Below are 22,247 nucleotides of genomic sequence, written 5' to 3'. Positions count from 1 at the left end.
CCGCTCACGCGCGCCATTCGCCGAGAATCTGCTCGGCGAGGTAGTCGCACGGCGGCCGCGCGGACTGCGCGCTGCGCGCCAGCACCACTTCGAGCTCGCCCAGCGGCGGCAGCCCGTGGCTTTCCGAAAGCTGCACGAGGTGATCCGGAATGCAGCAGCGCGCCAGCGGCGCGACCGCGAGCCCGGCCTCCACCATGCTCAGCAGCCCGAGGTGGCTCGGGCTTTCGTACGACATCCGGTACGGGATCTTCCGCCGGTTCAGCGCCCTGACCGCGTGATCGCGCGCCATGCTGCCGCCGTGCGTGAAAAAGGCCACCGGCAGCGGCCGCTCCTCCCACACGCTGCGCTTCGGCGAGCCGGCCCAGACGAGCGGCTCCATCCGGATCAGCTCGCCGGTCACGCCCTTGATTCGCGTGAGGCACGCGAGGTCGACCGTGTTGTCCTTCAGCATCGGCACGAGCGCGCTGCTCGGCTGCCCGATCACGCGCACTTCCACGCGCGGGTGCATCGCGGCGAACTTGCCGAGCACCTGCGGCAGCAGCGACGAAATGTAGTCGTCGGGCACGCCGATCGTCACGCGGCCGCGGATCTCCGGGCGCACGACCGACGCCCACGCCTCGTCGCGCATCGCGAGCATCCGCCGGCCGTACTCGGCGAGCATCCTGCCGTCGTCGGTCGCCGTCACGTTGCGCGTGTCGCGGATGAACAGCGGCTTGCCGAGCGCGTCTTCCAGCGTCCTGATCTGCATGCTCACCGCCGACGGCGACCGGTGCACGGCCTGCGCGCCCTGCGCGAACGATCCGGTTTCGGCGACGGCCACCACCATCGCGAGCACGTCGAGGTCAAGCTTCTTCATTTCGATTCAGAAAAGCTGATTAATCGATTCAGTTTATCCCGTTTTACTGTTCGCCTCCAGGGCCGGACAATGCATTCCGTCAGCACTCAATCGATGCAGGAAGCGGAAAACATGCAACCATCCGGATCGCTCTACGGGTTTCTCGTCGTCGGCGGCATGCTCGCGGTCACGCCGGGGCCGAACATGGTCTACGTGATGTCGCGCTCGATCGCGCAAGGGCGGGCGGCCGGGCTCATTTCGCTCGCCGGTGTGATGATCGGCTACCTGTTCTACATGTTCGGCGCCGCGTTCGGCATCACGACGCTGTTCATGAGCGTGCCCTATGCGGGCAGCGTGCTGGGCGCGGTCGGGGCCACCTACCTGCTGTACCTGGCCTGGCAGGCGGTGCGGCCTGGCGGCCGCTCGCCGTTCGAGGTGAAGGCGCTGCCGAACGAACAGCCGCTGCGGCTGCTCGCGATGGGCGCGACGACCAGCGTGCTGAACCCGAAGCTCGCGATGCTGTTCGTGTCGCTGCTGCCGCAGTTCATCGACTACGGGCAGGGCAACGTGTTCGGCCAGTCGCTGTTTCTCGGGTCCCTGCTGATCGCCGCGTTCGCGTCGGCCAACGGGCTGGTGGCGATCTGCTCCAGCAGCATCGCGAAGTTCCTGCAGGGCCGCCCGATGCTGCTGCTTGCGCAGCGCTGGGCGATGGGTCTCATCCTCGGCAGTCTCGGCGTGCAGATGGTGGTCGAGGCGTCGAAGCTGGCCGGCGTCGCGTGAGCGTCACGCCGCCGCGCGGGCCCGCGTGATCGCGGGCCGCGGGCTTTCATCGGGCAGGCGTCACGCGGCAATGGCCTGCCGCTGCGCCTCGAGTTCGCGCACCAGCGGCAACACGCGCTGGCCAAAATACTCGACCTCCTCGATGAAGTGCAGGAATCCGGTCAGCACCAGATCGACGCCGATCGCCTTCAGCGCGACGATCCGCTCGGCAATCTGCTGCGGCGTACCGATCAGGTTCGTGCGGAAGCCGTCGTTGTACTGAACGAGATCCTCGAACGTCGATTTCGCCCAGTTGCCCTCGCCTTCGGGCGAGGCCTTGCCGGCCTCCTTCACCGCATCGCCGAATGCGTGCACGGCCTCGACGTGCGCGTGCCGGATGATGTCGTCGAGCACGGCCTTCGCCTCTTCCTCGGTGTCGCGCGCGATCACGAACGCATTGACGCCGATGCGTACGCGATGGTGGTTCGCGGCCGCCTTCGCGCGAATGTCGTCGATCTGCGCCTTCAGGTTCTCCGGCGTGTTGCCGTTCGTGAAATACCAGTCCGACACGCTCGCCGCGTTGTCGCGTGCCGCGCGCGAGCTGCCGCCCTGGAAAATTTCCGGATGCGGTTTCTGCACCGGCTTCGGGCTCAGCGTGTAGTCGTTGAAGCGGTAGAAGTCGCCCTTGAACGTGAAGTTGTCCTGCGTCCAGATGCCCTTCAGCGCCTGGATGAATTCCTTCGAGCGGCGGTAGCGTTCGTCGTGCTCGAGCCACGGCTCGCCGATCGCGGTGAATTCGCCCTTGAACCAGCCGCTCACGACGTTGATCGCGATGCGCCCGTTCGAGATGTGGTCGATCGTCGCGAGCTGCTTCGCGACCACGGCCGGATGCCACGGTCCCGGCAGGATTGCGGCAAGCACCTTGAGCTTCGTCGTCGCGTGCAGCAGCGCCTGGCTGAACGATACCGATTCGTGCTGATATTCGGCGCCGTAGCCGGCCGTGAAGCGGATCTGGCTCAGCGCATAGTCGAAGCCGGCCGCCTCGGCCGTGCGTGCGAGCTGCTGGTTGTATTCAAGGCTCCAGTCGGTGCGCTGCTCGATCGTGCTGACGACGAGGCCGCCGCTGACGTTCGGCACCCAGTACGCGAATTTGACGCCGTCGGCGGTCGGGTCGGGAAGGCTCATGAAGTGTCCTGGTCGAAGGGGAAAACGGAAGCGGCTTACGCGGCCGCGGCGGAAAGGGCGTGCGGACGCAGTTGCGGCACCGCGCGATCCACGGCGAGCGCGATGCGCTCGCGCAGTGCGGGATTCGCGATCCGGTACGCGTCGAAATCGCTTTCGGATGCGTACACGCCGATCGGCAGCGTGCGCGCCTGGAAGAAGCTGAACAGCGGCCGCAGTTGATGGTCGATCACGAGTGCGTGACGCTCGCTGCCGCCGGTGGCGGCGAGCAGCACGGGCACGTCGACGAGTGCGTCGTGGCGCACGAGGTCGAACAGGTGCTTGAAGAGGCCCGTGTACGACGCGCGATACACGGGGCTCGCGACGACGAGCGCATCGGCCGTCTCGATCGCGCGGATCAGCGTGTCCAGATCGGCCGGCACCTGCGCGCGCGTCAGCGCGCCGGCCAGCCGGCTGCCGATTTCACCGAGTTCGATCAGCCGCGTGTCGATCGGCAGTGCGGCGCCGAGTGCCGCGACGATCTCGTGGGTCAGCGCCAGCGTGCGCGACGGCCGTTGCAGGCTGCCCGATATCACGACCACGTTGAGGGTGTTGCTCATGCGATGCGTTCCCGTTGTGGAGCCGCGTGTCGATGCGGCGATAACGTTTCGGGTCAGCAAGGAACGTGCCATTGCTTCAGGTTCGTCGTGCAGCAATCATCTGCATCACGAAGTTTTCCGTCATCGCCCGTGGGAGAGGGGGTTCGGCCAAATGCACTGCAGCGGCAAGCGTTCCCGTTCACGCGTCACATCGATATTCCCCGGCGTGATGAACCCGGTGAAGCGGTTTTTGCTTGCTCGCTGCTGATCAGGCAGCAGCGAGCGGCATGCAACGACATCGAATGCGACGCCATGACGTCACGGCCCCGCCGCTTTTCCGCACCATTGCAGGTTCCGCAGCAATCGCGCTTTGGTTATCAGAAATCGATGCTTTTCGCGCGCGGCGAAACGTTGAACACTCTGCTGACCACGCAGCAGCCGAATTCCTGCGCCCGTCGGCGCGGGCCCGCTTCGTTCGGCCATCCTACGGTTCACCGCCATGACTTCCATATCCGCATCGCCGCGCCCGCCCAATCTTCGTGTCGTCGCCGTGCCCCGCGCCCGCGATCCGTCCGTGCTTCACGCGGCAGTGCGCGTGGCGCCCGCGCTCGCGCCGCCCGAACGCCACACGCCGATCCCGGCGCATGCACAGGTATTCGCCGATCCGCGTTCGCTCGCGCTGCTCGAACAGGTTCGCCGCGTCGCGCCGAGCGACGCGAACGTGCTGATCGCCGGCGAGACGGGCACCGGCAAGGAACTGATCGCCCGCCACGTGCACGATCTCGGCATGCGCCGCGACGGCCCGTTCGTCGCGGTGAATTGTGGCGCGTTCTCCGAAACGCTCGTCGACAGCGAACTGTTCGGTCACGAGAAAGGGGCGTTTACCGGCGCATTCAGCGCAAAGCCCGGCTGGTTCGAGGCTGCGCACGGCGGCACGCTGTTTCTAGACGAGATCGGCGACCTGCCGTTGTCGATGCAGGTGAAGCTGCTGCGCGTGCTGCAGGAGCGCGAGGTCGTGCGGCTCGGGTCGCGCACGGGCATTCCGGTCGACGTGCGCGTGGTCGCCGCGACCAACGTCGACCTGCAGCAGGCCGTCGCGGCCGGGCATTTTCGCGGCGACCTGTTCTACCGGCTCAACGTCGTGCCACTCGCGGTCCCGCCACTGCGCGAGCGCCCCGGCGACATCCTGCCGCTCGCGCGTCATTTCTTCGACGTGTACCGCAGCCGCCTCGGCGACGGGCCGCGCGGCATCGATCCGCGCGCCGAGCGCAGGCTCATGGCTCACGGCTGGCCCGGCAATGTCCGCGAACTGGAGAACGTGATCCATCATGCGCTGCTCGTGAGCCGCCACGATGCTTTGCAGGATACCGACCTGCACCTTGCGCCGCCGTGCATGCCGGCCGTTGCCGCGCGCGCGGCCGATTCGTCCGTCGATGCGCAGGCGGCGCTCGAAAGCGCGTTGCGCGACCTGTTCGACGACGCACATGGCAACCTGTTCGAACACATCGAGGACACGGTGATGCGCGTCGCGTTCGACTTCAGCCACCGCAACCAGATAAAGGCCGCCGCGCTGCTCGGCATCAGCCGCAACGTGCTGCGCGCGCGGCTGATCCGGGCGAAGGAGATTGCCGCGCAAAAGTAGCCGCCTGCAGCACACCCCGCCCCGGCGCAATCGCGCCGCGATCCGTGCAGCAACGTCCGAACCTGATGTATCGTGGCGCGAAGCGCATGCTTCGTCGCCGCTCCCGCACTCCGGCCGCTCGCCATGCGGCCGCCCGCGCCCGGCGACCGGGCCTCCGCACGCACCTCCGCAACACGCAAGCCGGCCGGCGCCCGCGCGGGCCCGGCCGTGCCCTTTTCACCCGTCCGGAATCCGTCGCCATGAAAAAGCTTGTGAACCGTCCGTCCGATGTCGTGCGAGAAATGCTGGAAGGCATCGCGCGGCAATCGCCGCATCTCGCGATCCTCGGCGACGAGCACGTGCTCGTCCGCCAGCCGTTGCCCGACCCGTCGCAGCGGCCGGTCGCGATCCTGTCCGGCGGCGGCAGCGGCCACGAGCCCGCGCACGGCGGCTACGTCGGCGAAGGGATGCTGAGCGCGGCCGTGTGCGGCGAAGTGTTCACGTCGCCGTCCACCGACGCCGTGCTCGCCGCGATCCGCGCGAGCGCCGGCCCGAACGGCGCGCTGCTGATCGTGAAGAACTACACGGGCGACCGCCTCAATTTCGGGCTCGCGGCCGAGCTCGCGCGCGCGGAAGGCATTCCGGTCGAAACGGTCATCGTCGCCGACGACGTCGCGCTGCGCGGCCGCGTCGAGCGCGGCCAGCGGCGCGGAATCGCCGGCACCGTGCTGATCCACAAGCTCGCCGGCGCGGCCGCCGCGCGCGGGCTGCCGCTGGCCCGCGTCGCGGGAATCGCGCGCGACGCGGCGGCCGAACTCGGCACGATGGGCGTCGCACTCGACGGCTGTACGATCCCCGGCGCCGACAAGTCCGGCTTCAGCCTCGGCGACAACGAGATCGAGCTCGGGCTCGGCATCCATGGCGAGAAAGGCGTCGAGCGCCGCGCGCCGCTGGCGGCCGACGCGCTGGCCGACACGCTGCTGTCGAGCATCGTCGCCGATCTCGTGCTGGACCGCGGCGAACGCGTCGCGCTGTTCGTCAACGGCCTCGGCGCGACGCCGGACATGGAACTCGCGATCGTGCTGCGCGCCGCATACGACCACCTGAGCCGGCGCGGCATCGTCGTCGCGCGCGCGTGGGCCGGCACGTTCCTGTCCGCGCTGAACATGCCCGGCTGCTCGATCTCGGTGCTGCGGCTGAACGACGAGCGCACGGCGCTGCTCGACGCGCCGACGCAGGCGCGCGCATGGCCGGGCGGCGGCGCCGTGAACACGCAGATCCACCTGGCCGCGGCCGCGTCGCACGACGCGCCGCCGGCGCCGCTCGATGCGGCCGGGCGCGCATGGGCCACGCGCCTGCAGCCGGCGCTGCACGCGGTCGCGCAGACGCTGATCGACCACGAGCAGACACTGACCGACCTCGATGCGGCGGCCGGCGACGGCGATCTCGGTGCGAGCATGCTGCGCGCCGCGCAGGCGATCCTCGAACTGCCCGACACCGCCTGCGGCACGCCGGCCGGCGCGCTCGCGGCGCTCGGCGCCGCGTTGCGCCGCGCGATCGCCGGCAGCTCCGGGCCGTTCTATGCAACGGCGCTGCTGCGCGCATCGCGCCGGCTGGCCGATCTCGCCGAGCCGTCGGCGCGCGACTGGGCCGCGGCATTCCGCGCGGCGGTGGATTCGATCAGCGAACTGGGCGGCGCGCATGCGGGCGACCGGACGATGCTCGATGCGCTGGTGCCGGCCGCCGATGCGTTCGACCGTGCGCTCGACGGCGATCGCGACCCCGCGAGCGCGTGGGCGGCGGCCGTCGAGGCGGCCGAACAGGGTGCGGCGGAAACGGCGCGCATGACGCCGCGCGCGGGCCGCGCGAGCTATCTCGGCGAGCGTGCGATCGGCACGCCGGACGGCGGCGCGGTGGCCGTGTCGTACTGGCTGCGCGCGTTGCAGCCGCACGTCCGCTGAACGGTCGAACGGCGGCGCGCGATGCGGGCCGCCCCCACCCGTGCCGCGCGCGTCAGCCTGCCGCGCGCCCCATTGTCCGCCCGGGCAGGAACATCGCACCGACCAGCGCGGCACCGAAACTCGCGAGCCAGCACCAGTAGCCGATCGCGTCGAGATGAACCGGCTCGACACTGCCGGCTTCGTTGACGACGATCTGGTGCTGCGACAGGAAGCTCAGCCCGAACAGCAGCGCAAGGGCGGCCAGCACGACCGCCTGCACGCGCAGGCGCTTCACGGTCAGTAACCACGCGCCGAACACGAGCGGGTTCGCGAGCCATGCATAGATGCCGCCGAGCACACCCATCCAGCCCGTCAGCAGCACCTGCCAGCCATCGGCCCACGGGTGCGGGTCCGGCGCGCCGGTGCGAAACGGCGCGGTGAACATCGCGACGAGATAGAACAGCATGCTGGCGGCCAGCAGCACGGTGGCTGTGCGCCCCATCGGCGGACGGATGGGTGCGGAGGAAGGCGTCGTCGGGTTCATGGTGGCGTCGCGGACGGGGGATCGCCGCGATTCTGCCATACGCGGCCGGGCCGCCCGCTCAACCGTTTCCGTCGAACCGGTACAGCGCCGCCGGCGTATCGACCGGTACCTGCCGGCGTCCGGCCTCGTCCGGCAACAGCGTCGCCATGTACTGGTACGCGAGCGCATCGTTCACGGCCGCCTCGTACCCGACGTGCGGCCAGTCGCTGCCCCACACGAGCCGCTGCGTGCCGAACGCGTCGCGCAACGCGCGCATCGCCGTCAGCCCGGACGCCTGCCAGCGGTCGGCGCGGTCGTTCCGGTAGGCGCCCGACACCTTGACCCACACGCGCTTGCTCGCCGCCGTCGTCAGCAAATAGCGGAAGCCGGGATCGTCGATCCCGAGCCGCGGGTCGGGCCGGCCGAAGTGGTCGAGCGACACGTCGACGCCCGCGTCGAGCAGCGGCGGCATCAGTGTCGGCAGGCGCGCGGCTTCCGCATGCAGCTCGACCTGCCAGCGATGCGCACGCAGCAGCGGCAACAGCGCACGCCACGCCGCGCCGGCGAAATCCGGATCGCGTTCGCCGATCAGGTTCAGGCGAATGCCGCGCACGCCGAGCGGCGTCCAGGCGGCCACCTGCTCCGCATCGCGCGCGGGATCGATCACGACGATGCCGCGCAGGCGCTCGGGCTGCGCGCGCAGCGCGGCAAGCAGATAACGGTTGTCGGTGCCGAGAAAGCTCGGCTGGATCAGCACGCCGTTCGACATGCCGTGGCGATCGAGCATCGCGAGGTACTGGTCGAGCGACGCGTCGTACGCGATCGTGTAGCGATGGCCCGGCACGAGCGGCAGCGATTTCAGGAAAACGTGCGCGTGTGCGTCGACGCCGGTGATCGTGCGTCGGCCCGGGTTCGCGCCGGCACATCCGCCAAGCACTTCGGCCATCGCGAGTCCGGCGAGTGCGCGGTTAAACGAGCGCCTCGAAATCATGGGTGTCTCCTGTATTTGTTGATTGTCTTGAACGGCGCGGCCCCGCCGGCCGCGAAGCGGCGCACCAGCCTACATCGTGCGCGCGACGAGGAATATCGGGACGAACGACAGCACCGTCGACAGCGCGACGACGAACGCCATCAGCCGATGGTTGCCGCCGTACTGCGTGGACAGCACGTACGAGTTGCTCGCACACGGCAGCACCGAATAGAGCAGGATCAGGTTCCCCGCCAGCGGCGTCACCGCGAATGCCTTCGTCGCGCTCAGCGCGAGCAGCGGAAAGCCGACCAGCCGGATCGCGGTGGTCACGAGCCCGGCACGCACGAGCGCCGCCTCCTTGCGCGGCAGCGGCAGCCGCAGCGCGGCGCCCACGCAGATCAGGCTCAACGGCAGCGCGGCGCCGCCGAGCACGTCGACGGTCTGGTCCACGGCGGCGGGCAGGCGCCAGCCGGTCAGGTTCAGCACGATCCCGAACGCGCTCGCGACGATCAGCGGATTCGCCGCCACCTTGCCGACGATCCGCGCGAGCCCGCGGCCGCCGGCCTGGCCATGCTCGAACGACAGCAGCACGAGCGTGTTCGAGATCGCGACCATGTACGCGACGACGACCGCCGCGATCCCGTAGTCGGCGCGGCTCAGCAACCCCGCTGCGACCGACAGGAAGATGTAGCTGTTGAAGCGGATCGAGCCCTGGACGATCGACGTGAACGATGCGTGCGGCACCGCGCACCATCGGCAGCCGAGCACGACGGCCGCCAGCACCGCGAGCGTGAGCCCCGTCAGCAGCACGATCGTCGATTTCGACGACGCGTCGAGCGGCCCAGCCAGTCCGATCGAATGCACGAGGAAGGCGGGAAACAGCACGTAGTGGGTGAGCTTTTCGGCGGACGGCCAGAATGCCGCATCGACCAGCGCGATGCGGCGCACGGCGATGCCGATGCAGATCAGGGCGAAGGCGGGTGCGACGGCGACCCAGGCGAGTTCGGTATGCATGGTTGGACGGATTCGGAGAGGGAAGCAGCGGGCAGGTCGGCCTGGGTGTGAAATGGCGGCTCGGGGGCGGTCGCCGCGGGATCGGGTTCGAACGGCAGCCCGACGGCGGCGAGCACCTCGTATGCGAGGGCCGGCGCGAAGCGCACGCCGGAACCCGACGCGCCCGCCACCGCGCAACCGTTGCGGCCGATCGGCGCGACCCGCGGATTGCGGTCGGCCGTGTAACCGTCGACCGCCGTGCGCGCGGCGAGATGCGCATCGCGCAGGCCCGGAAAATGACGGTCGAGCAGCGTGCGCGCCAGCGCACGTTCGTCGGCGCTCGGTGCGACGCGCACGCCGGCGGCGCAGCCCCACGCATGCGACGTGATGCTCAGCAGCCAGCCGCGCCGCGCGTGCATCGGCGCGAGAAACGCCTGCGCATCGGGCAGGTAGACGACCGGCGCGTCCGGCGCGGGCGGCAATGCGCGGCCGTCGACATCGAACGCGACGATCTTCTTCGTCACGATGTCCGCCCGCGCGTCGCCGGCAGCCTCGCCGTCGACCGCCGGCCACGGGCCGCTGGCGCGGACGAGCCGGTCGGCGCGCAGCGTCACGCCGTGAGCGACGACGGTCCAGCCGCCGGCATCGTGCGTCACGTGCGTGACCGGCACATCGAAGCGCTCGACGCTGTGCGCGCCCGTCAGGTAGTGCGCGACCAGCCGCGGCACGTCGACCAGCCACGCGCGGCCGCTGCGCCACAGACGCGCGCCAGCCGGCAGCGCGCCGAGGGGGGCGGCATCGTTCGGCGTGGCGTCGGCCACGGGCGGCGCGAGCAACGGGCCGCCCGCGTCGGGTGCGTCCGCAACGAAGGCGAACGGCGCATCGCGCACGCAGCACCCGGCACGCGCCCACGCCCCGTAGTACGCATTCGCGACCAGCGAGCGCGCGCGGCGCTCGCCGGTGCCGCAGAACGGCGTGATCACGCCGGCCGACAACGCGGTGGCCGTCTGCACGGCCGGCCGTGCATCGAACACGGCAATCCGCAGCGCGCCCGCATGCCGCGCCGCCACGTGCGCGATCGTCGCTCCCGTCACGCCCGCACCGACGATCGCGAGATCAACCCGCATCGGCCTGCCACCAGACGGTGCTGATCACGAGCGGCGTCGCGCCGTCGTTCTGCACCTGGTGCGAGCGGTGCGATTCGAAATACAGCACGTCGCCGGCCTGCACGCGCACGGGCTCGCCGTCGTAGGTCAGCCGGCCGCTGCCCTGCGCGATCATCCAGCATTCGCGTACCGCGTGAACGTCCAGCCGCGACGTGCAGTTCGGCTCGACCGTGAACAAGCCGCCGCGAAACGGAATCTCGCCGTCGCCGAGCCCGGCGAAATCGGCCTGGCGCAACACGACGCCCGGCACATGCGACTCCGGCGGCAATGCGCCGACATGCGGAAACCTACGCGCGTTCATCGTTCGCCTCCTCGCCGACGAGGCCCAGTTCCGCGAGAATCGCATCGCGGTCGCGATCGAGCGCCGGCGCGGCCCGGCGCGTGGCCGGATCGGGGCAGCCCGAGATCTTGATCGGCGTCCCGACGAGCCGGTACGGGCCGACGTCGGGATCGTCGACGTCGATCAGCATGTTGCGCGCGGCCGTCTGCGGATGAACGACGGCCTGGTCGACCCGGTTGATCGGGCCGGCCGGCAGCCCCGCGCGCGCGAAGCGCTCGCACCAGGTCTCGACGCCGTGCGCCGCCAGCAGGCCGTTGAGCGTGCTTTCGAGTTCGGCCTCATGATCCTTGCGCGCCTCGCCGCCCGCGAAACGCGGATCGGCCGCGAGCGCCGGCACGCCGAGCGCATCGCACAGCAGCCGGAACAGCTTGTCGTTGCCGGCCGCGATGATGAGCGGGCCGTCCGCCGCGCGGTAGACGCCGAACGGCGGCGCGATCGCCGGCCGATAGCTGCCGACCGGCCCCGTGACTTCGCCGGTCGCGAAGTAGCGGCCGATGAAATACTCCATCAGCGCGAGCTGGCAGTCGAACATGCCAATGTCGACCTTCGAGCCCTGCCCGGTGCGGCCGCGCCGCACGAGCGCCATCAGCAGCCCGGTCGTCAGGAACAGGCCGGCCGCGAGATCGCCGATCGACGGCCCCACCCGCACGGGCATGCGCCCGGGCTCGCCCGTCACGCTCATGATCCCGCCGAGCCCCTGGACGATCATGTCGTACGCACGGTGGTCGCGGTACGGCCCGGTGTGGCCGAACCCCGATGCGCTGCCGTAGATCAGGCGCGGAAAGCGCGCGTGCAGCGTGTCCCAGTCGTAGCCGATGCGCGCCATCGTGCCGGGCCGGAAGTTCTCGGTGACGACGTCGGCCTTCTCGAGCAGCGCGTCGAGCACGCGGCGGTCGGACGGATCCTTCAGGTCGAGCGCGATGCTCTCCTTGCCGCGGTTGAGCGATGCGAAATACGCGGACTTGCTGCCGTACCACGGGCCGTACGCGCGTGCGTCGTCGCCGGTCGACGGCCGCTCGACCTTGATCACGCGCGCGCCGTGATCGGCCAGCAGCATCGTGCAGAACGGGCCGGCCAGCACGCGCGTCAGGTCGACGATCACGAGCCCTTCGAGTGCGCCTTCCATCATGCGACCTCCTGCATGCCGGACGGCAGGACCGCCGCCAGATCCCCGGGCACGACCGGGTCGAAGCTCGCCAGCGGCGTGACGACCGGCGCCGACAGCCGCGCGAAGTCGCCCGCGTTCGGCTCGCCGCGCAACCCGAGCGCGCGCCACGCGGTCTGCGCGAGCGCCGGCATCAGCGGCCACGCGAGCAGTGCGAAACCCTTCGTCCAGCCGTACAGGTCACCGGCCGCGCGCGCGCCGTCGAAGCGCGCGCTCCAGCGCTCGACGAGACCGGCCAGCGCCGTCGGGTCGAACGTCGCGAAATCCATCGCGCGCTGCGCATCGCGCCACGCCGCCTCGGCCGCCCGCGTCGTCTCGTCGCCCGGCACGCGTGCCGCGAGCGGGCCGCCGATCGACTCGGCCACGTGCCGCCGCACGGTCGCGTACGGCCCGTTCACGAAGCGGCAGAACGCGTCGCGGTCGAAGTCGGTGCGTGCATCGACCGGATTGGTCGACGCGACGAAGAAGCGCACCGCGTCGGCCGGCACGCGCGTGCGGGCCGCGAGATCCTCGACCCAGATCGCCCAGCGCAGGCTCGTCGAGAACTTGCGCCCTTCCAGCGTGTAGAAGTGATTGATCACGAAGCGGTCGAACGGCTTCGACACGCCGTCGGCCATCGCCATCGCCTGGATGCCGACCAGGTGCGACACGCAGTTGTCGATTCCGAATCCGTTGACGGTGATCACGTCCGAGTCGCGATCGAACGGGTTCGCGTGCAGCCCGTGCCGGCGCGCATAGAGATCGCCGACGAAGCGGATCGCGCCGAACAGCAGCCCGTGCCCGAACAGCGTGCGCGGCGCGCCGTCGAGCGCGTACGGCAGCCCCCAGCCCGCGTGGCTCGTCAGGCGGAAACGCGCGCCGTCGTGCGCGAGATGGCGGCGCGCGATATCGACGAACACCGGCGCGGTTGCGGTGCCGACCAGCTGCGCGACCAGCGCGGCGGGATCCGCGATGTCGAAGAACAGGTTGTCCTGCTCACGCATCGCGAGCGTCTCGCCCCAGCGCGCCGTCGGTTCGCGCACGTCTTCCGGCTGGAAATGCGCGCCGCAGTCCTCGCAGAAGAATCCCGACACGTCGCGCGCGCACTGCGGGCAGCGGCCGAGCAGGAAACTGCCGGTCACGTAGCTGTCGCGCGCGGCCGAATACGGCAGGCGCTCGCGCACCGTCGACACGCGCCGCTGCGCGGCCAGCCGCGCGACGAGCCCGTCGTGCGCGGCGAGGTACGCGTCGTGATGCGCGTCGCCGAGCGGATCGACGAACAGGTCGACGTCGATGTTCATCGCGGCGAGATCATCGACGATGCCCGCGCAGCTCTGCCGCGCGAGCGCCGCCGCATCGAGGCCGGCCTGCCCGGCGCGCAGCGGGATGTAGGAATCGTACGGATCGCTCGCGCACGCGATGCGCGCGACCTCGCCGCGGCTGCGCAGGTGGCGCGCAAGCATGTCGAGCCGCAGGTACGGGCCCGCGATGTGACCGAGGTGCAGGCGCCCGTTCGGCGCCGGCATCGCCGGGACGAGCAGGTAGTGGCGCGGGGTGCGGTTCGTGTCGATCGCCATGAGGGTCTCCGGGTCAGTCCAGCGTGACGGTCACGTCGGCCGCGAGCTCGCGCAGCAGCGCCACGATGTCGCGGTCGAGCTCGCACTGCGCGATCAGGTACGCGATCTCGTACGCCTTGAACACGTCCTTCGGCAACGCCATCTGCGCGCCCTTGCCGGCGACGACCTGCAGGAAGCGCAGCTCCGGCCGCCGCCACAGCCGCTCGAAGCCCTCGACGCGGACGATGCGGCCGAGCCCCGGCGGCATCACGATGCGCTGGCCCGCGCGCGTCGATGCGGTGCCGAGCCGGTCGTCGAGCGGGCCGTCGATCGCGCCGCGCGCGAGATCGAGCACCGTGCGGTACGACGAGAAGCCCGCGACGCTGTACGGGATCAGGTGCGAGTTGATGAATTCGCCGCCGAGCCGCCCGCCGATCTCGAGAATCTTCGGGCCGTCGCGCGTCACCATCACGTCCGCATGGAAGCCGCACCAGTCGATGCCCGTGGCCGCGACGCCCGCGCGCACCATGTCGCGAATCGCTGCCTGCGTATCGGCCGGCAGCAGCGACGGCGTCACGTTCTCGTACTGGATCGGGATCGACCGGTCGAAGGTCTTGTCGATGATCGCGTTGATCGCGACGCGCCCCTGCGCGACGACGCCGGACACCGAATGCTCGCTGCCCGTCAGTTGCTCCTCGAGCAGCGCGTGATCGCCGTAGAGGCTGAACATCTCGCCCTTCTCCGGCGAGTTGTACGCGCGAAACGCGCGATAGACTTCGACGGGATCGGCGTGCGCATCGACCGGAAAGATGCCGCGGCTGCCTGAGTTGCCGGCCGGCTTCAGCAGCGCGGGCGCGCCGATCCGCTTCAGCGCGGCCGTGAATTCGGCTTCGCTGCTGACCACCGCATAGCGCGGGTTCGCGTTCGGCACCGCATCGAGCACGCGGCGGGTCGCGGCCTTGTCGCGCACGTTGAGCGCGGCGTCCGGCGTCGTGCCGCGCAGGCCGAGCCGGTGCGACAGCCGGCTCGCGAGCACGACTTCGAGATCCTTCCACGCGACGACGCCGGACAGCTCGACGCGATGTTCGCGCAGGTAGTCGAGGATCGTCCGCTCGGCGGCATCGTAATCGCCGAGCCGCGTCGGAATGATGCCGGCGCAGCCGAACGAGCGGAACGCGTCCGGCGTCGGCGTCGCCACGTAGAGGTCGAGCCCGAGGCTGCGCGCCGCGTCGATTTCGGCGATCCGCTCGCCCGGAAGTGCGCGCGTGTCGAGATACAGCATGGCCGGTGCATGGGTCATGGCGGGTGCTCCTGTCAGTTCACGAGTTGTTGGGTGGCGGCCTGCGGCGCATCGCCGTGCGGCCAGTCGACGAATCCCGGCGGCGTGCCGACCTCGTAGACGGACGTGCCCGCGATCGCATTCGCGATCCGGCCGCTGCGCCACGCGGCGAGGCTCAGGTTCGGGTCGGCAATGCCGCGCGTCGTACGCGCGGCGTTCTGGAAGAAAATCCGCGCGGCGCTCGGCCGGTTCCAGCGCACCGCGTAATCGTCGTCGAGCTCCGGCACGCCGTTGCGCGTGTGCATCTCGAAGCGCAGCGCTTCGAGCGCACCGGGCATCTGGAATTCGCTGCCCGTCGCGAGCAGCACGACGTCCGCATGCAGCGGCGCATGCACGCCGGTCCCGTCGTCGACGCTCAGCACGTAGCCGCCGTCGGCGCGATGCAGGTTCGCCATGCTGCGGCCGGGCATCAGCGCGCAGTGGCCGGGGCGCCCGTCAATGTGCGTGATCTCGTAGAGCCGCTGGTAAATCGCCGTCAGCAGCGGCAACGTGACGCCGTCGCTCGCGAGGCGCTGCGTCTCCAGCGCGTCGCGCTTGCGCTCCGGCGACAGCCGCGAGAAATGCTCGTTGTATTGCGGCACGAACCATTCGTTGACGAACGGCGAGTCGTCCATCGGCAGGAAGTTCTCGCGCCGCGTCAGCCACGCGATGTGCGCGGGCGCCGCGTCGCCCGTCAGCCCGAGCAGGTGCAGTGCGAGCTCCGCGCCGCTCTGCCCGCCGCCGACGATCGCGACGCGCCGGCCGGCGAGCGCCGGCCGCGCGGTGCAGAACTGCGACGAATGCAGCACGTCGGCGCCGAGGTGCGGCCGCGCGCACGCGGGAACGGTCGGGCGCAGGCCGACGCCGACCACGAGATTCGCGGTGCGCACGACGCCGTGCGAGGTCGTGACGCGCAACGCGCGCCCGTCGCGCACGACGCTTTCGACTTCGCAGTCGAACCGCAGGTTGTCGAGCGACGCGCACACCCACTGCATGTACTGCTCGAACTCGCGGCGGCGCACGGTCGGAAAGCGCGCATTCGCGAACGAGTACAGCCGTTCGGTGCGTTGCAGGAACGCAATGAACGAATAGCGGCTGCACGGATCGGCCAGCGTCACGAGATCCTTCAGGAAACTGGTCGTCAGCGACGAATCGGCGAGCATCAGCCCCGGATGCCAGCGGAATTCGGGCCGGCGCTCGACGAACAGCGAACGCAGGCCGTCCAGCGGTGCCAGCAGCGCCGCCAGGCTCAGGTTGAACGGGCCGACGCCGATACCGAGCACGTCGACTTCTTCCCCGGCAAAGGCCCGCGGCTGCGCGCCGTCGGGCGTCTGGAATTCGAAAGTGTTCATCGTGCCTCCCCGGCACCGGTGATCGAATCGTGAAAGGCAACGTCGTCGGCCTGGCCGAGCACGCGCGCGGCCAGCGCCGCGCCGCCATGAACCGCCGTGGCGATCCCGCTGCCGCAATAGCCGCCGCACCAGCCCAGCCGCCCGGCCGTGCCGACGTGCGGCACGCCGTGCGCGGTGAAGCCGAGCGGCGCGGACCACACGCGCTCGACGTCCACGTGCTCGAGCGCCGGGAAATACACGGCCAGCCGCGCGCGCAACGCAGCCTCGACGCCCGCGGGCGGCACGTCGGCCGCGAGGCCGAGCCGGCTGCCGAACAGCAGTCGCCCGCTGTCGTCGAGCCGGAAATAGTCCTTGTCGGCGGACAACGTGCCGTACACGCGCGGCTGCCGCGAAATGCGGCGCTGCGTTGCGTCGTCGAGGATGCGGGTGGCCAGCAGGTGCGTGCCGTAGCGCTCGAGCGGCGGGCGCATGTCGGCCGGCAGCAGCGGCCACGCGTCCTCCGCGCAGACCAGCACGGTGCCGGCGGCAAGCGTCGCGTCGCCGAGGTCGAGCACGACTCCGTCCGGCGCGAGCCGCACGGCATTCACGTGCGCGCCGCGCCGGATCCGCACGCCGAGCGTCGCGGCCCGCATCCGCATCGCATCGCGGAGCGCGCGCGGCCGGATCAGCGCAAAGCGCAGGTTCAGCAGCCCGGCGACCGCCTGCGCCGCACCGGTTTCCCGGGCGACAGCCTGTGCGTCGAGCCACGCGACGCTCGCGTCCGGCTGCGCCGCGTAGTGCTCGAAGCGGCGCGCGAGCTGCGCCGCCGACGCGTCATCGCACGCGAGCGTGATGTGGCCGGGATGTGCCCAGTCGCACGCGAGGTTGCGGCTGTCGACGAAGCGCTTCAGGTACGCGATGGCCTCGCCGGCCGTGCGCTCGGCGGCCTGCGCGTGCGCGGCCGACACCGGGCCGCGCGGCAGCGCCGGCGCGACGCTCGCGACCGAGCCGAAGTTGAATGCGCTCGGAACGTCACCGGGCGGATCGGCGTCGCAGACGTCGACCGTCGCGCCCTGCTCCGCCAGGTGGATCGCGGCGGACAGGCCCGCGTAGCCGCCGCCGACGATCGCGACGTCGGCGGTTCGTGTGCCGGGCGCCCTCATGCGTGCTCCGGCTGGTGCTGATGCGCGTCGACGAATGCGCGGTACGGCGCATCGAAGAAGAACGCGGGCTCGCCATCCGGCGGTTCGAGCTGGTCGAGCCAGCAGGCCGTCGCCGAATACTTCGCGAGGAACGGCCGGCGCAGCCAGCGCGGATCGCGCGCCTGCAGGAAATTCAGCAGGAAGTAGCGCTGCCCGTGCAGTTCGAGCGTGCCCGCGACCTCGACCTTACCGGGGCCCGCGCTCATCGACGGGCCGCGCGCGCTGCGCGCGAGCCCGGACACCGACGCGATCGCGGTGTTGTAGATGTCGAGCGCCTGCGCGAGCGGCAATTCGAAGTAACCGCGCGGCCCCGTATCGCGCTCGACGAACATGTAGTACGGCACGATGCCGAGGCGCACCTGCCCGACCCAGTTGCGCCGCCAGACTTCCGCGTCGTCGTTGATGTGGCGCAGCACCGGCCCCTGCGAGCGGATCACGACGCCGATGCGGCGCAGGTTCATCACGGCCTGCTCGGCGATCTCCGTCGACAGTTCGCGCCAGTGGTTCAGGTGCGCCATGACCGTCACGTTGCGCCCGGCATCGATCAGCGTGCGCAGCAGCGCGAGCAGCTCCGGCGTATCCGGATCGCTGACGAAACGGTACGGCCAGTAGGTCAGCGCCTTCGTGCCGATCCGGATGTTGCCGACATGCTCGAGCCCCGGCTCCAGCAGCGGCATCAGGTACTCGCGCAGGCGCGCCGCGCTCATCACCATCGGATCGCCGCCCGTCATCAGCAGGTCGGTCACTTCGCCGTGTGCGCGCAGGTAGGCATGCAGCCGCGCGGCTTCGCTCGACGCGAACTTCAGCGCCGTGTCGCCGACGAACTGCGGCCAGCGGAAGCAGAACGTGCAATACGCATGGCAGGTCTGCCCGTGGCTCGGAAAGTACAGCACCGTCTGCGCATACTTGTGCTGGATGCCCGGGCAGTGCTCGCCGTCGAGCGCCGGCTCGTTGAGCCGCTGGTCGGCCGGATGCGGATTCATCCGGGCGCGCAGGCGCGCGACCAGCGCGTCCAGCTCCGGCTGGTGCGCCGCGTCACGCGACAGCGCGGCCAGCTCCGCGAGATCGTCGGGCGTGAGCATGTCGGGTTGCGGAAACGTCAGCCGGAACAGCGGATCGTCCGGGACGTCCGTCCAGTCGATCAACTGCTCGACGACATAACGGTTGACCTTGAACGGCAGCACACGCGCCACCAGCCCGATCTGCTCGCGCATCGTCGGCGGCAGCATCGCGAGCTGCGGAATGTCGTCCAGCTTCGACCGGTTGTACGCCTTGAATACGGGATGGACCGGAATCGACGGTCGCGGCGGCGCACCGCCCGGCACGCCGTCACGCAAGGATATCCGTTGGCCCTCGGATAGTTCGATCATTGACTCGACTCCATTTTTTTAGATGTACTAATGTATGTCGTGTGTCTCGTCTGCTCGCCGCCGACGGCCAGGCAGCCCGTCGGCGTTCTGCAGATACTAGAAGCAATCGCCGCGGCGAAGCATTACCGCCGTGTTATTTATCCATAAGCGTTTCGCATGCGGCTTCGCACCAATTCAGCGGGGTGCGGCGGCGCCCACCGCCTGCCGCGCCGCCCGCGCGCGCTTCGCCGGATGGGTTTCCGGCATCCGCCAGTACACGATCAGCGAGATCGCCGCGCAGGCCGCCACGTACCAGAAGAACATCGTCTCGTTGCCGCTCGCCTTCAGCCGCAGCGCGACGAATTCGGTCGTGCCGCCGAGGATCGCCGTCGTCAGCGCATACGGCAGCCCGACCGCCAGCGCGCGGATCTGCGGCGGAAACAGCTCGGCCTTGACCAGCATGTGGACCGACGTGAATCCGCTCAGCACGACGAGCCCCGCGAACACCAGCGCGAACGCGGCGAGCGGATCGTGCACGTGCGCGAGCGTCGTGAAGATCGGCACCGACAGCAGCGCGCCGCCGAGCCCGAACCACAGCAGCACCGGCCGGCGCCCGACGCGATCCGACACGAGGCCGAACAGCGGTTGCAGCGGCATGTACAGCAGCAGCGCGAGCGTGCAGATCCAGGTCGCCGTTTCCTTGTGCAGGCCGACGGAGTTGACCAGGTATTTCTGCATGTAGACGGTGTACGTATAGAACGCGACGGTGCCGCCGATCGTGATGCCGATCGCGAGCAGCAGCTCGCGCCAGTGGGCGGCGAGGTCGGCCGTCACGCGCGTCTTCGCCGCGCGCGCCCGGCTCGCGACGAACGCGTCGCTCTCGACGACGTTGCGGCGCATGTACAGCGCGAACAGCGCGAGCACGCCGCCGACGAAGAACGGAATCCGCCAACCCCAGCGTTCGATGTCATGCGTGCCGGCGAAGATCCGCTGCATCGCGAGCATCAGCCCGAGCGCGACGAGCTGGCCGGCCACCACGCTCACCTGCAGGAAGCCGACGTAGAAGCCGCGCCGGTTCGGCGGCGCGATCTCGCTCAGGTAGGTCGCGCTGGTGCCGTATTCGCCGCCCATGCTGAGGCCCTGCAGCAGGCGCGCGGCCACGAGCAGCGCCGGCGCGAGCATGCCGATCGTCGCATAGCCGGGCGTGACGGCGATCAGCATCGAGCCCGCGCACATCGCGAGCACCGATTTCGTCAGCGCGGCCTTGCGCCCGTGCCGGTCCGCGTACAGGCCGACGAGCCAGCTCCCCGCGGGCCGCGCGACGTAGCCGACCGCAGCAATCGCCGCGGTGTTCATCAGTTGCACGGTCGGCCGGTCGGCCGGAAAGAACGACGGCGCGAAGTAGATCGAGAAGATGCTGTACGCGAGAAAGTCGTACCACTCGATCAGGTTGCCGGCCAGTCCGCCGACGATCGAGCCGATGCGCGGCGGCGCATCGGCCGCCCCGGTTGGGGAAGTTGCCACGGTTGTCTCCTGTCTGTTCTGTATCGGGCGGCCGGCATGCGGCCGCCCGTGCCGCGTGCCGGCGTTACGGCTGCCCGGCCGCGTAGCGTGCGTCGAGCGCGTCGAAGCGCGCCTTGTCGACGAGCCGCTGCCGTTCGGCGAACGGCGCGACGAGCGCGGGGTTTTCGTCGAGCCGGCCCGTATCGCGCAATTCCGTCAGCGCGGCCTGCATCCCGTGCACGGCGCCCTGCAGCGCCGCGTTCGCATACAGCACGATGCCGTAACCGAGGCGCGCCAGCGCGTCGCGCGAGCGCGTCGGCGTCTTGCCGCCGATCACGATGTTGATGAGCTGCGGCGTATCGAACAGCGCGGGCAGCCGTTCGACGTCCTCCGGCGTGTCCATCGCCTCGATGAACAGCACGTCGGCGCCGGCCGCCGCATAGCGGTGCGCGCGCTCGATCGCGTCGTCGATGCCGTGCACGGCGGCCGCATCGGTGCGGGCGACGATCAGCAGGTTCGGGTCGACGCGCGCGTCGACGGCCGCCTTCAGCTTGCCGACCATTTCCGCGGCCGGAATCACCTCCTTGCCCGCGAAGTGACCGCATTTCTTCGGCAGCACCTGATCCTCGAGCTGGATCGCGTCGGCGCCGCTGCGTTCGAGCGTGCGGACCGTGTGCAGCACGTTCAGCGCGTTGCCGAAACCGGTATCGGCATCGACCATCAGCGGCAGGTCGACGGCGCCGCGCACGCGCGCGGTGTGCTCGGCCAGCTCGCCGAGCCCGACGAATCCGAGATCCGGCAGGCCGAGCGACATGTTGGTGACGCCGGCGCCGCTCAGGTACAGCGCGCCGAAGCCGAGATCGGCGGCGATCCGCGCGCTCAGCGCATTGAACGTGCCGGCGACGAGCAGCCCCTGGCGGGCGGCGATGCTGCGCCGGAACGCGGCGCGACGAAGGGCGGTTTGATCGGTCATGCAGGGCCTCATTGGTCGAAACGGAACAGGGTTCGCGGCGAGTCGCGCAGCACGCGCGTGCGCTCGCCGGAGTCGGGCAGCCAGCGTTCGAGCGCCGCGCAGGTTGCAGCGAAATCGACGCGCTCGCGATGCTGCGTATGCGGCCAGTCGCTGCCCCACACGAGCCGCTCGGCCGTGAACGCCGTGCGCAACGCCTGCGCGGCGCCGAGCGCGGCATCGGTGCCGTCGCCGGCCAGGCTGTTGCGGTAGGCGGCCGACAGCTTGACCCACACGCGCCCGGTATCGGCGAGCGACAGCAGGTGACGGAAGCCGGGATCGCGCTCGCCGAGCGTCGGCGACGGGCGGCCGAAATGGTCGATCACGAGCGTGCACGATTGCGCGAGCAGGCTCGCGGCGATCGCATGCAGGTCGGCCGCGTCGCGATGGATCTCGACATGCCAGCCGAGCGCGTTGATGCGCGCGAACAGTGCGCGCCAGACGCGCGTGCCGAAATCCGGAATCGGCAGGCCGACCAGGTTGAGCCGCATGCCCGCGACGCCCGCGCGGTCCAGCGCGGCGAGCGCATCGTCGTCGATCACCGGATCGACGACCGCGACGCCGCGAAAGCGGTTCGGGTAGCGCCGCAGCACGTCGACGAAGAACGCGTTGTCGGTGCCGAGAAAGCTCGGCTGCACCAGCACCGCGTGCGTGATGCCGTGCGCGGCGAGATGCGCGACGTACGCGTCGAGCGACGCATCGTAATCGGGCGCGTGGCGCACGACCGGCGCAAGCGGCAGGCCGCGCGCAAACACGTGCGCATGCGCATCGACCGCCGCGACGGCGGCCGCCGTTGCGTACCACGCGGCCGTGTCCTGCGCCGCTGAAACCGGTTCGACCGGCGGATTCACTGCTCGATCCATGACGACTTGCCTGCAAGAGGAGCCCGGCCCGGGCTGCGGGCGCCAGGCGACGGAATGAACGAAAG

Annotated in this window: 20 protein-coding genes; 3 read left to right on the top strand and 17 right to left on the bottom strand. The window is 70.2% G+C overall.

The features are described from left to right. Positions 1 to 4 precede the first annotated feature (4 nt). Complete coding sequence (locus AC5LXK_RS32135; protein WP_493394650.1) at positions 5 to 856, bottom strand: LysR substrate-binding domain-containing protein; 852 nt, start codon at positions 854 to 856, stop codon at positions 5 to 7. A 111-nt stretch (positions 857 to 967) separates the two neighbouring features. Between AC5LXK_RS32135 and AC5LXK_RS32130 the strand changes: the two genes are divergently transcribed. Further along, complete coding sequence (locus AC5LXK_RS32130) at positions 968 to 1,615, top strand: LysE family translocator (RefSeq protein ID WP_493394649.1); 648 nt, start codon at positions 968 to 970, stop codon at positions 1,613 to 1,615. A gap of 60 nt (positions 1,616 to 1,675) precedes the next feature. Here the strand turns inward: AC5LXK_RS32130 and sfnG are convergent, their stop codons facing one another. Next, positions 1,676 to 2,779 carry a dimethylsulfone monooxygenase SfnG gene (sfnG, locus tag AC5LXK_RS32125; protein ID WP_493394648.1) on the bottom strand — a complete coding sequence of 368 codons (1,104 nt, stop codon included), beginning with the start codon at positions 2,777 to 2,779 and terminating at the stop codon, positions 1,676 to 1,678. Between the two features lie 35 nt (positions 2,780 to 2,814). Continuing rightward, on the bottom strand, positions 2,815 to 3,375 hold the full coding sequence (msuE, locus tag AC5LXK_RS32120) for an FMN reductase (protein WP_493394647.1): 561 nt from the start codon (positions 3,373 to 3,375) through the stop codon (positions 2,815 to 2,817). Positions 3,376 to 3,853: 478 nt separating this feature from the next. Here msuE and AC5LXK_RS32115 point away from each other — a divergent pair, with 478 nt between their 5' ends. Then, a complete protein-coding gene (locus AC5LXK_RS32115) occupies positions 3,854 to 4,996 on the top strand; it encodes a sigma-54 interaction domain-containing protein (protein ID WP_493394646.1) in 1,143 nt (380 codons plus the stop codon). Between the two features lie 239 nt (positions 4,997 to 5,235). Continuing rightward, the gene (locus AC5LXK_RS32110; RefSeq protein WP_493394645.1) at positions 5,236 to 6,936 is read left to right on the top strand and encodes a dihydroxyacetone kinase family protein; all 1,701 of its coding nucleotides are present in this window, start codon (positions 5,236 to 5,238) and stop codon (positions 6,934 to 6,936) included. A 52-nt stretch (positions 6,937 to 6,988) separates the two neighbouring features. Here AC5LXK_RS32110 and AC5LXK_RS32105 read toward each other — a convergent pair whose 3' ends face one another. The 14 genes from AC5LXK_RS32105 to AC5LXK_RS32040 form a co-directional block, all read right to left on the bottom strand. Beyond that, positions 6,989 to 7,459, bottom strand: a complete 471-nt coding sequence (locus tag AC5LXK_RS32105) for a hypothetical protein (protein WP_493394644.1) — start codon at positions 7,457 to 7,459, stop codon at positions 6,989 to 6,991. Positions 7,460 to 7,517: 58 nt separating this feature from the next. Next, entirely contained in the window at positions 7,518 to 8,429 is a 912-nt protein-coding gene (locus AC5LXK_RS32100; protein WP_493394643.1) for an amidohydrolase family protein, read from the bottom strand. A gap of 69 nt (positions 8,430 to 8,498) precedes the next feature. Continuing rightward, positions 8,499 to 9,422, bottom strand: coding sequence for an AEC family transporter (locus tag AC5LXK_RS32095; protein ID WP_493394642.1), 924 nt, complete (start codon positions 9,420 to 9,422; stop codon positions 8,499 to 8,501). After that, a complete protein-coding gene (locus AC5LXK_RS32090) occupies positions 9,374 to 10,528 on the bottom strand; it encodes an NAD(P)/FAD-dependent oxidoreductase (RefSeq protein ID WP_493394641.1) in 1,155 nt (384 codons plus the stop codon). The genes AC5LXK_RS32095 and AC5LXK_RS32090 overlap by 49 nt, the downstream gene beginning before the upstream one ends. Continuing rightward, positions 10,518 to 10,868 carry a cupin domain-containing protein gene (locus tag AC5LXK_RS32085; RefSeq protein ID WP_493394640.1) on the bottom strand — a complete coding sequence of 117 codons (351 nt, stop codon included), beginning with the start codon at positions 10,866 to 10,868 and terminating at the stop codon, positions 10,518 to 10,520. Before AC5LXK_RS32085 ends, AC5LXK_RS32090 begins: the two co-directional genes overlap by 11 nt. Beyond that, the gene (locus AC5LXK_RS32080) at positions 10,855 to 12,036 is read right to left on the bottom strand and encodes a CaiB/BaiF CoA transferase family protein (protein ID WP_493394639.1); all 1,182 of its coding nucleotides are present in this window, start codon (positions 12,034 to 12,036) and stop codon (positions 10,855 to 10,857) included. Before AC5LXK_RS32080 ends, AC5LXK_RS32085 begins: the two co-directional genes overlap by 14 nt. Continuing rightward, positions 12,033 to 13,628, bottom strand: a complete 1,596-nt coding sequence (locus AC5LXK_RS32075; protein WP_493394638.1) for a methionine--tRNA ligase — start codon at positions 13,626 to 13,628, stop codon at positions 12,033 to 12,035. Before AC5LXK_RS32075 ends, AC5LXK_RS32080 begins: the two co-directional genes overlap by 4 nt. A gap of 13 nt (positions 13,629 to 13,641) precedes the next feature. Further along, the gene (locus AC5LXK_RS32070; RefSeq protein ID WP_493394637.1) at positions 13,642 to 14,907 is read right to left on the bottom strand and encodes an ATP-grasp domain-containing protein; all 1,266 of its coding nucleotides are present in this window, start codon (positions 14,905 to 14,907) and stop codon (positions 13,642 to 13,644) included. A gap of 14 nt (positions 14,908 to 14,921) precedes the next feature. Next, on the bottom strand, positions 14,922 to 16,277 hold the full coding sequence (locus AC5LXK_RS32065) for a lysine N(6)-hydroxylase/L-ornithine N(5)-oxygenase family protein (RefSeq protein WP_493394636.1): 1,356 nt from the start codon (positions 16,275 to 16,277) through the stop codon (positions 14,922 to 14,924). Next, a complete protein-coding gene (locus tag AC5LXK_RS32060; protein ID WP_493394635.1) occupies positions 16,274 to 17,419 on the bottom strand; it encodes an NAD(P)/FAD-dependent oxidoreductase in 1,146 nt (381 codons plus the stop codon). The genes AC5LXK_RS32065 and AC5LXK_RS32060 overlap by 4 nt, the downstream gene beginning before the upstream one ends. After that, positions 17,416 to 18,828: a KamA family radical SAM protein gene (locus AC5LXK_RS32055; protein ID WP_493394634.1), complete on the bottom strand. Its 1,413-nt coding sequence runs from the start codon at positions 18,826 to 18,828 to the stop codon at positions 17,416 to 17,418. Before AC5LXK_RS32055 ends, AC5LXK_RS32060 begins: the two co-directional genes overlap by 4 nt. Before the next feature lie 174 nt (positions 18,829 to 19,002). Beyond that, on the bottom strand, positions 19,003 to 20,331 hold the full coding sequence (locus AC5LXK_RS32050; protein ID WP_493394633.1) for an MFS transporter: 1,329 nt from the start codon (positions 20,329 to 20,331) through the stop codon (positions 19,003 to 19,005). Between the two features lie 64 nt (positions 20,332 to 20,395). Next, positions 20,396 to 21,283, bottom strand: coding sequence for an isocitrate lyase/PEP mutase family protein (locus AC5LXK_RS32045; protein ID WP_493394632.1), 888 nt, complete (start codon positions 21,281 to 21,283; stop codon positions 20,396 to 20,398). Positions 21,284 to 21,291: 8 nt separating this feature from the next. Then, positions 21,292 to 22,182 (bottom strand): amidohydrolase family protein, encoded by an 891-nt coding sequence (locus AC5LXK_RS32040; RefSeq protein WP_493394631.1) that lies wholly within the window; start codon positions 22,180 to 22,182, stop codon positions 21,292 to 21,294. Between the last annotated feature and the right edge of the window lie 65 nt (positions 22,183 to 22,247).

It is taken from the genome of Burkholderia pulmonis, from assembly GCF_984667975.1.
Note: the sequence above shows the minus strand (reverse complement) of the source record. Positions and strands in the feature narration are given on the sequence as shown.

What these genes read in the sequence shown, in the direction of transcription:
- AC5LXK_RS32040 (WP_493394631.1), bottom strand. Translation starts at nt 22,182, where the DNA reads ATGGATCGAGCAGTGAATCCGCCGGTCGAACCGGTTTCAGCGGCGCAG.
- AC5LXK_RS32045 (WP_493394632.1), bottom strand. Translation starts at nt 21,283, where the DNA reads ATGACCGATCAAACCGCCCTTCGTCGCGCCGCGTTCCGGCGCAGCATC.
- AC5LXK_RS32060 (WP_493394635.1), bottom strand. Translation starts at nt 17,419, where the DNA reads ATGAGGGCGCCCGGCACACGAACCGCCGACGTCGCGATCGTCGGCGGC.
- AC5LXK_RS32105 (WP_493394644.1), bottom strand. Translation starts at nt 7,459, where the DNA reads ATGAACCCGACGACGCCTTCCTCCGCACCCATCCGTCCGCCGATGGGG.
- AC5LXK_RS32110 (WP_493394645.1), top strand. Translation starts at nt 5,236, where the DNA reads ATGAAAAAGCTTGTGAACCGTCCGTCCGATGTCGTGCGAGAAATGCTG.
- AC5LXK_RS32115 (WP_493394646.1), top strand. Translation starts at nt 3,854, where the DNA reads ATGACTTCCATATCCGCATCGCCGCGCCCGCCCAATCTTCGTGTCGTC.
- AC5LXK_RS32130 (WP_493394649.1), top strand. Translation starts at nt 968, where the DNA reads ATGCAACCATCCGGATCGCTCTACGGGTTTCTCGTCGTCGGCGGCATG.
- AC5LXK_RS32095 (WP_493394642.1), bottom strand. Translation starts at nt 9,422, where the DNA reads ATGCATACCGAACTCGCCTGGGTCGCCGTCGCACCCGCCTTCGCCCTG.
- msuE (WP_493394647.1), bottom strand. Translation starts at nt 3,375, where the DNA reads ATGAGCAACACCCTCAACGTGGTCGTGATATCGGGCAGCCTGCAACGG.
- AC5LXK_RS32070 (WP_493394637.1), bottom strand. Translation starts at nt 14,907, where the DNA reads ATGACCCATGCACCGGCCATGCTGTATCTCGACACGCGCGCACTTCCG.
- AC5LXK_RS32065 (WP_493394636.1), bottom strand. Translation starts at nt 16,277, where the DNA reads ATGAACACTTTCGAATTCCAGACGCCCGACGGCGCGCAGCCGCGGGCC.
- AC5LXK_RS32055 (WP_493394634.1), bottom strand. Translation starts at nt 18,828, where the DNA reads ATGATCGAACTATCCGAGGGCCAACGGATATCCTTGCGTGACGGCGTG.
- sfnG (WP_493394648.1), bottom strand. Translation starts at nt 2,779, where the DNA reads ATGAGCCTTCCCGACCCGACCGCCGACGGCGTCAAATTCGCGTACTGG.
- AC5LXK_RS32080 (WP_493394639.1), bottom strand. Translation starts at nt 12,036, where the DNA reads ATGATGGAAGGCGCACTCGAAGGGCTCGTGATCGTCGACCTGACGCGC.
- AC5LXK_RS32090 (WP_493394641.1), bottom strand. Translation starts at nt 10,528, where the DNA reads ATGCGGGTTGATCTCGCGATCGTCGGTGCGGGCGTGACGGGAGCGACG.
- AC5LXK_RS32135 (WP_493394650.1), bottom strand. Translation starts at nt 856, where the DNA reads ATGAAGAAGCTTGACCTCGACGTGCTCGCGATGGTGGTGGCCGTCGCC.
- AC5LXK_RS32075 (WP_493394638.1), bottom strand. Translation starts at nt 13,628, where the DNA reads ATGGCGATCGACACGAACCGCACCCCGCGCCACTACCTGCTCGTCCCG.
- AC5LXK_RS32100 (WP_493394643.1), bottom strand. Translation starts at nt 8,429, where the DNA reads ATGATTTCGAGGCGCTCGTTTAACCGCGCACTCGCCGGACTCGCGATG.
- AC5LXK_RS32085 (WP_493394640.1), bottom strand. Translation starts at nt 10,868, where the DNA reads ATGAACGCGCGTAGGTTTCCGCATGTCGGCGCATTGCCGCCGGAGTCG.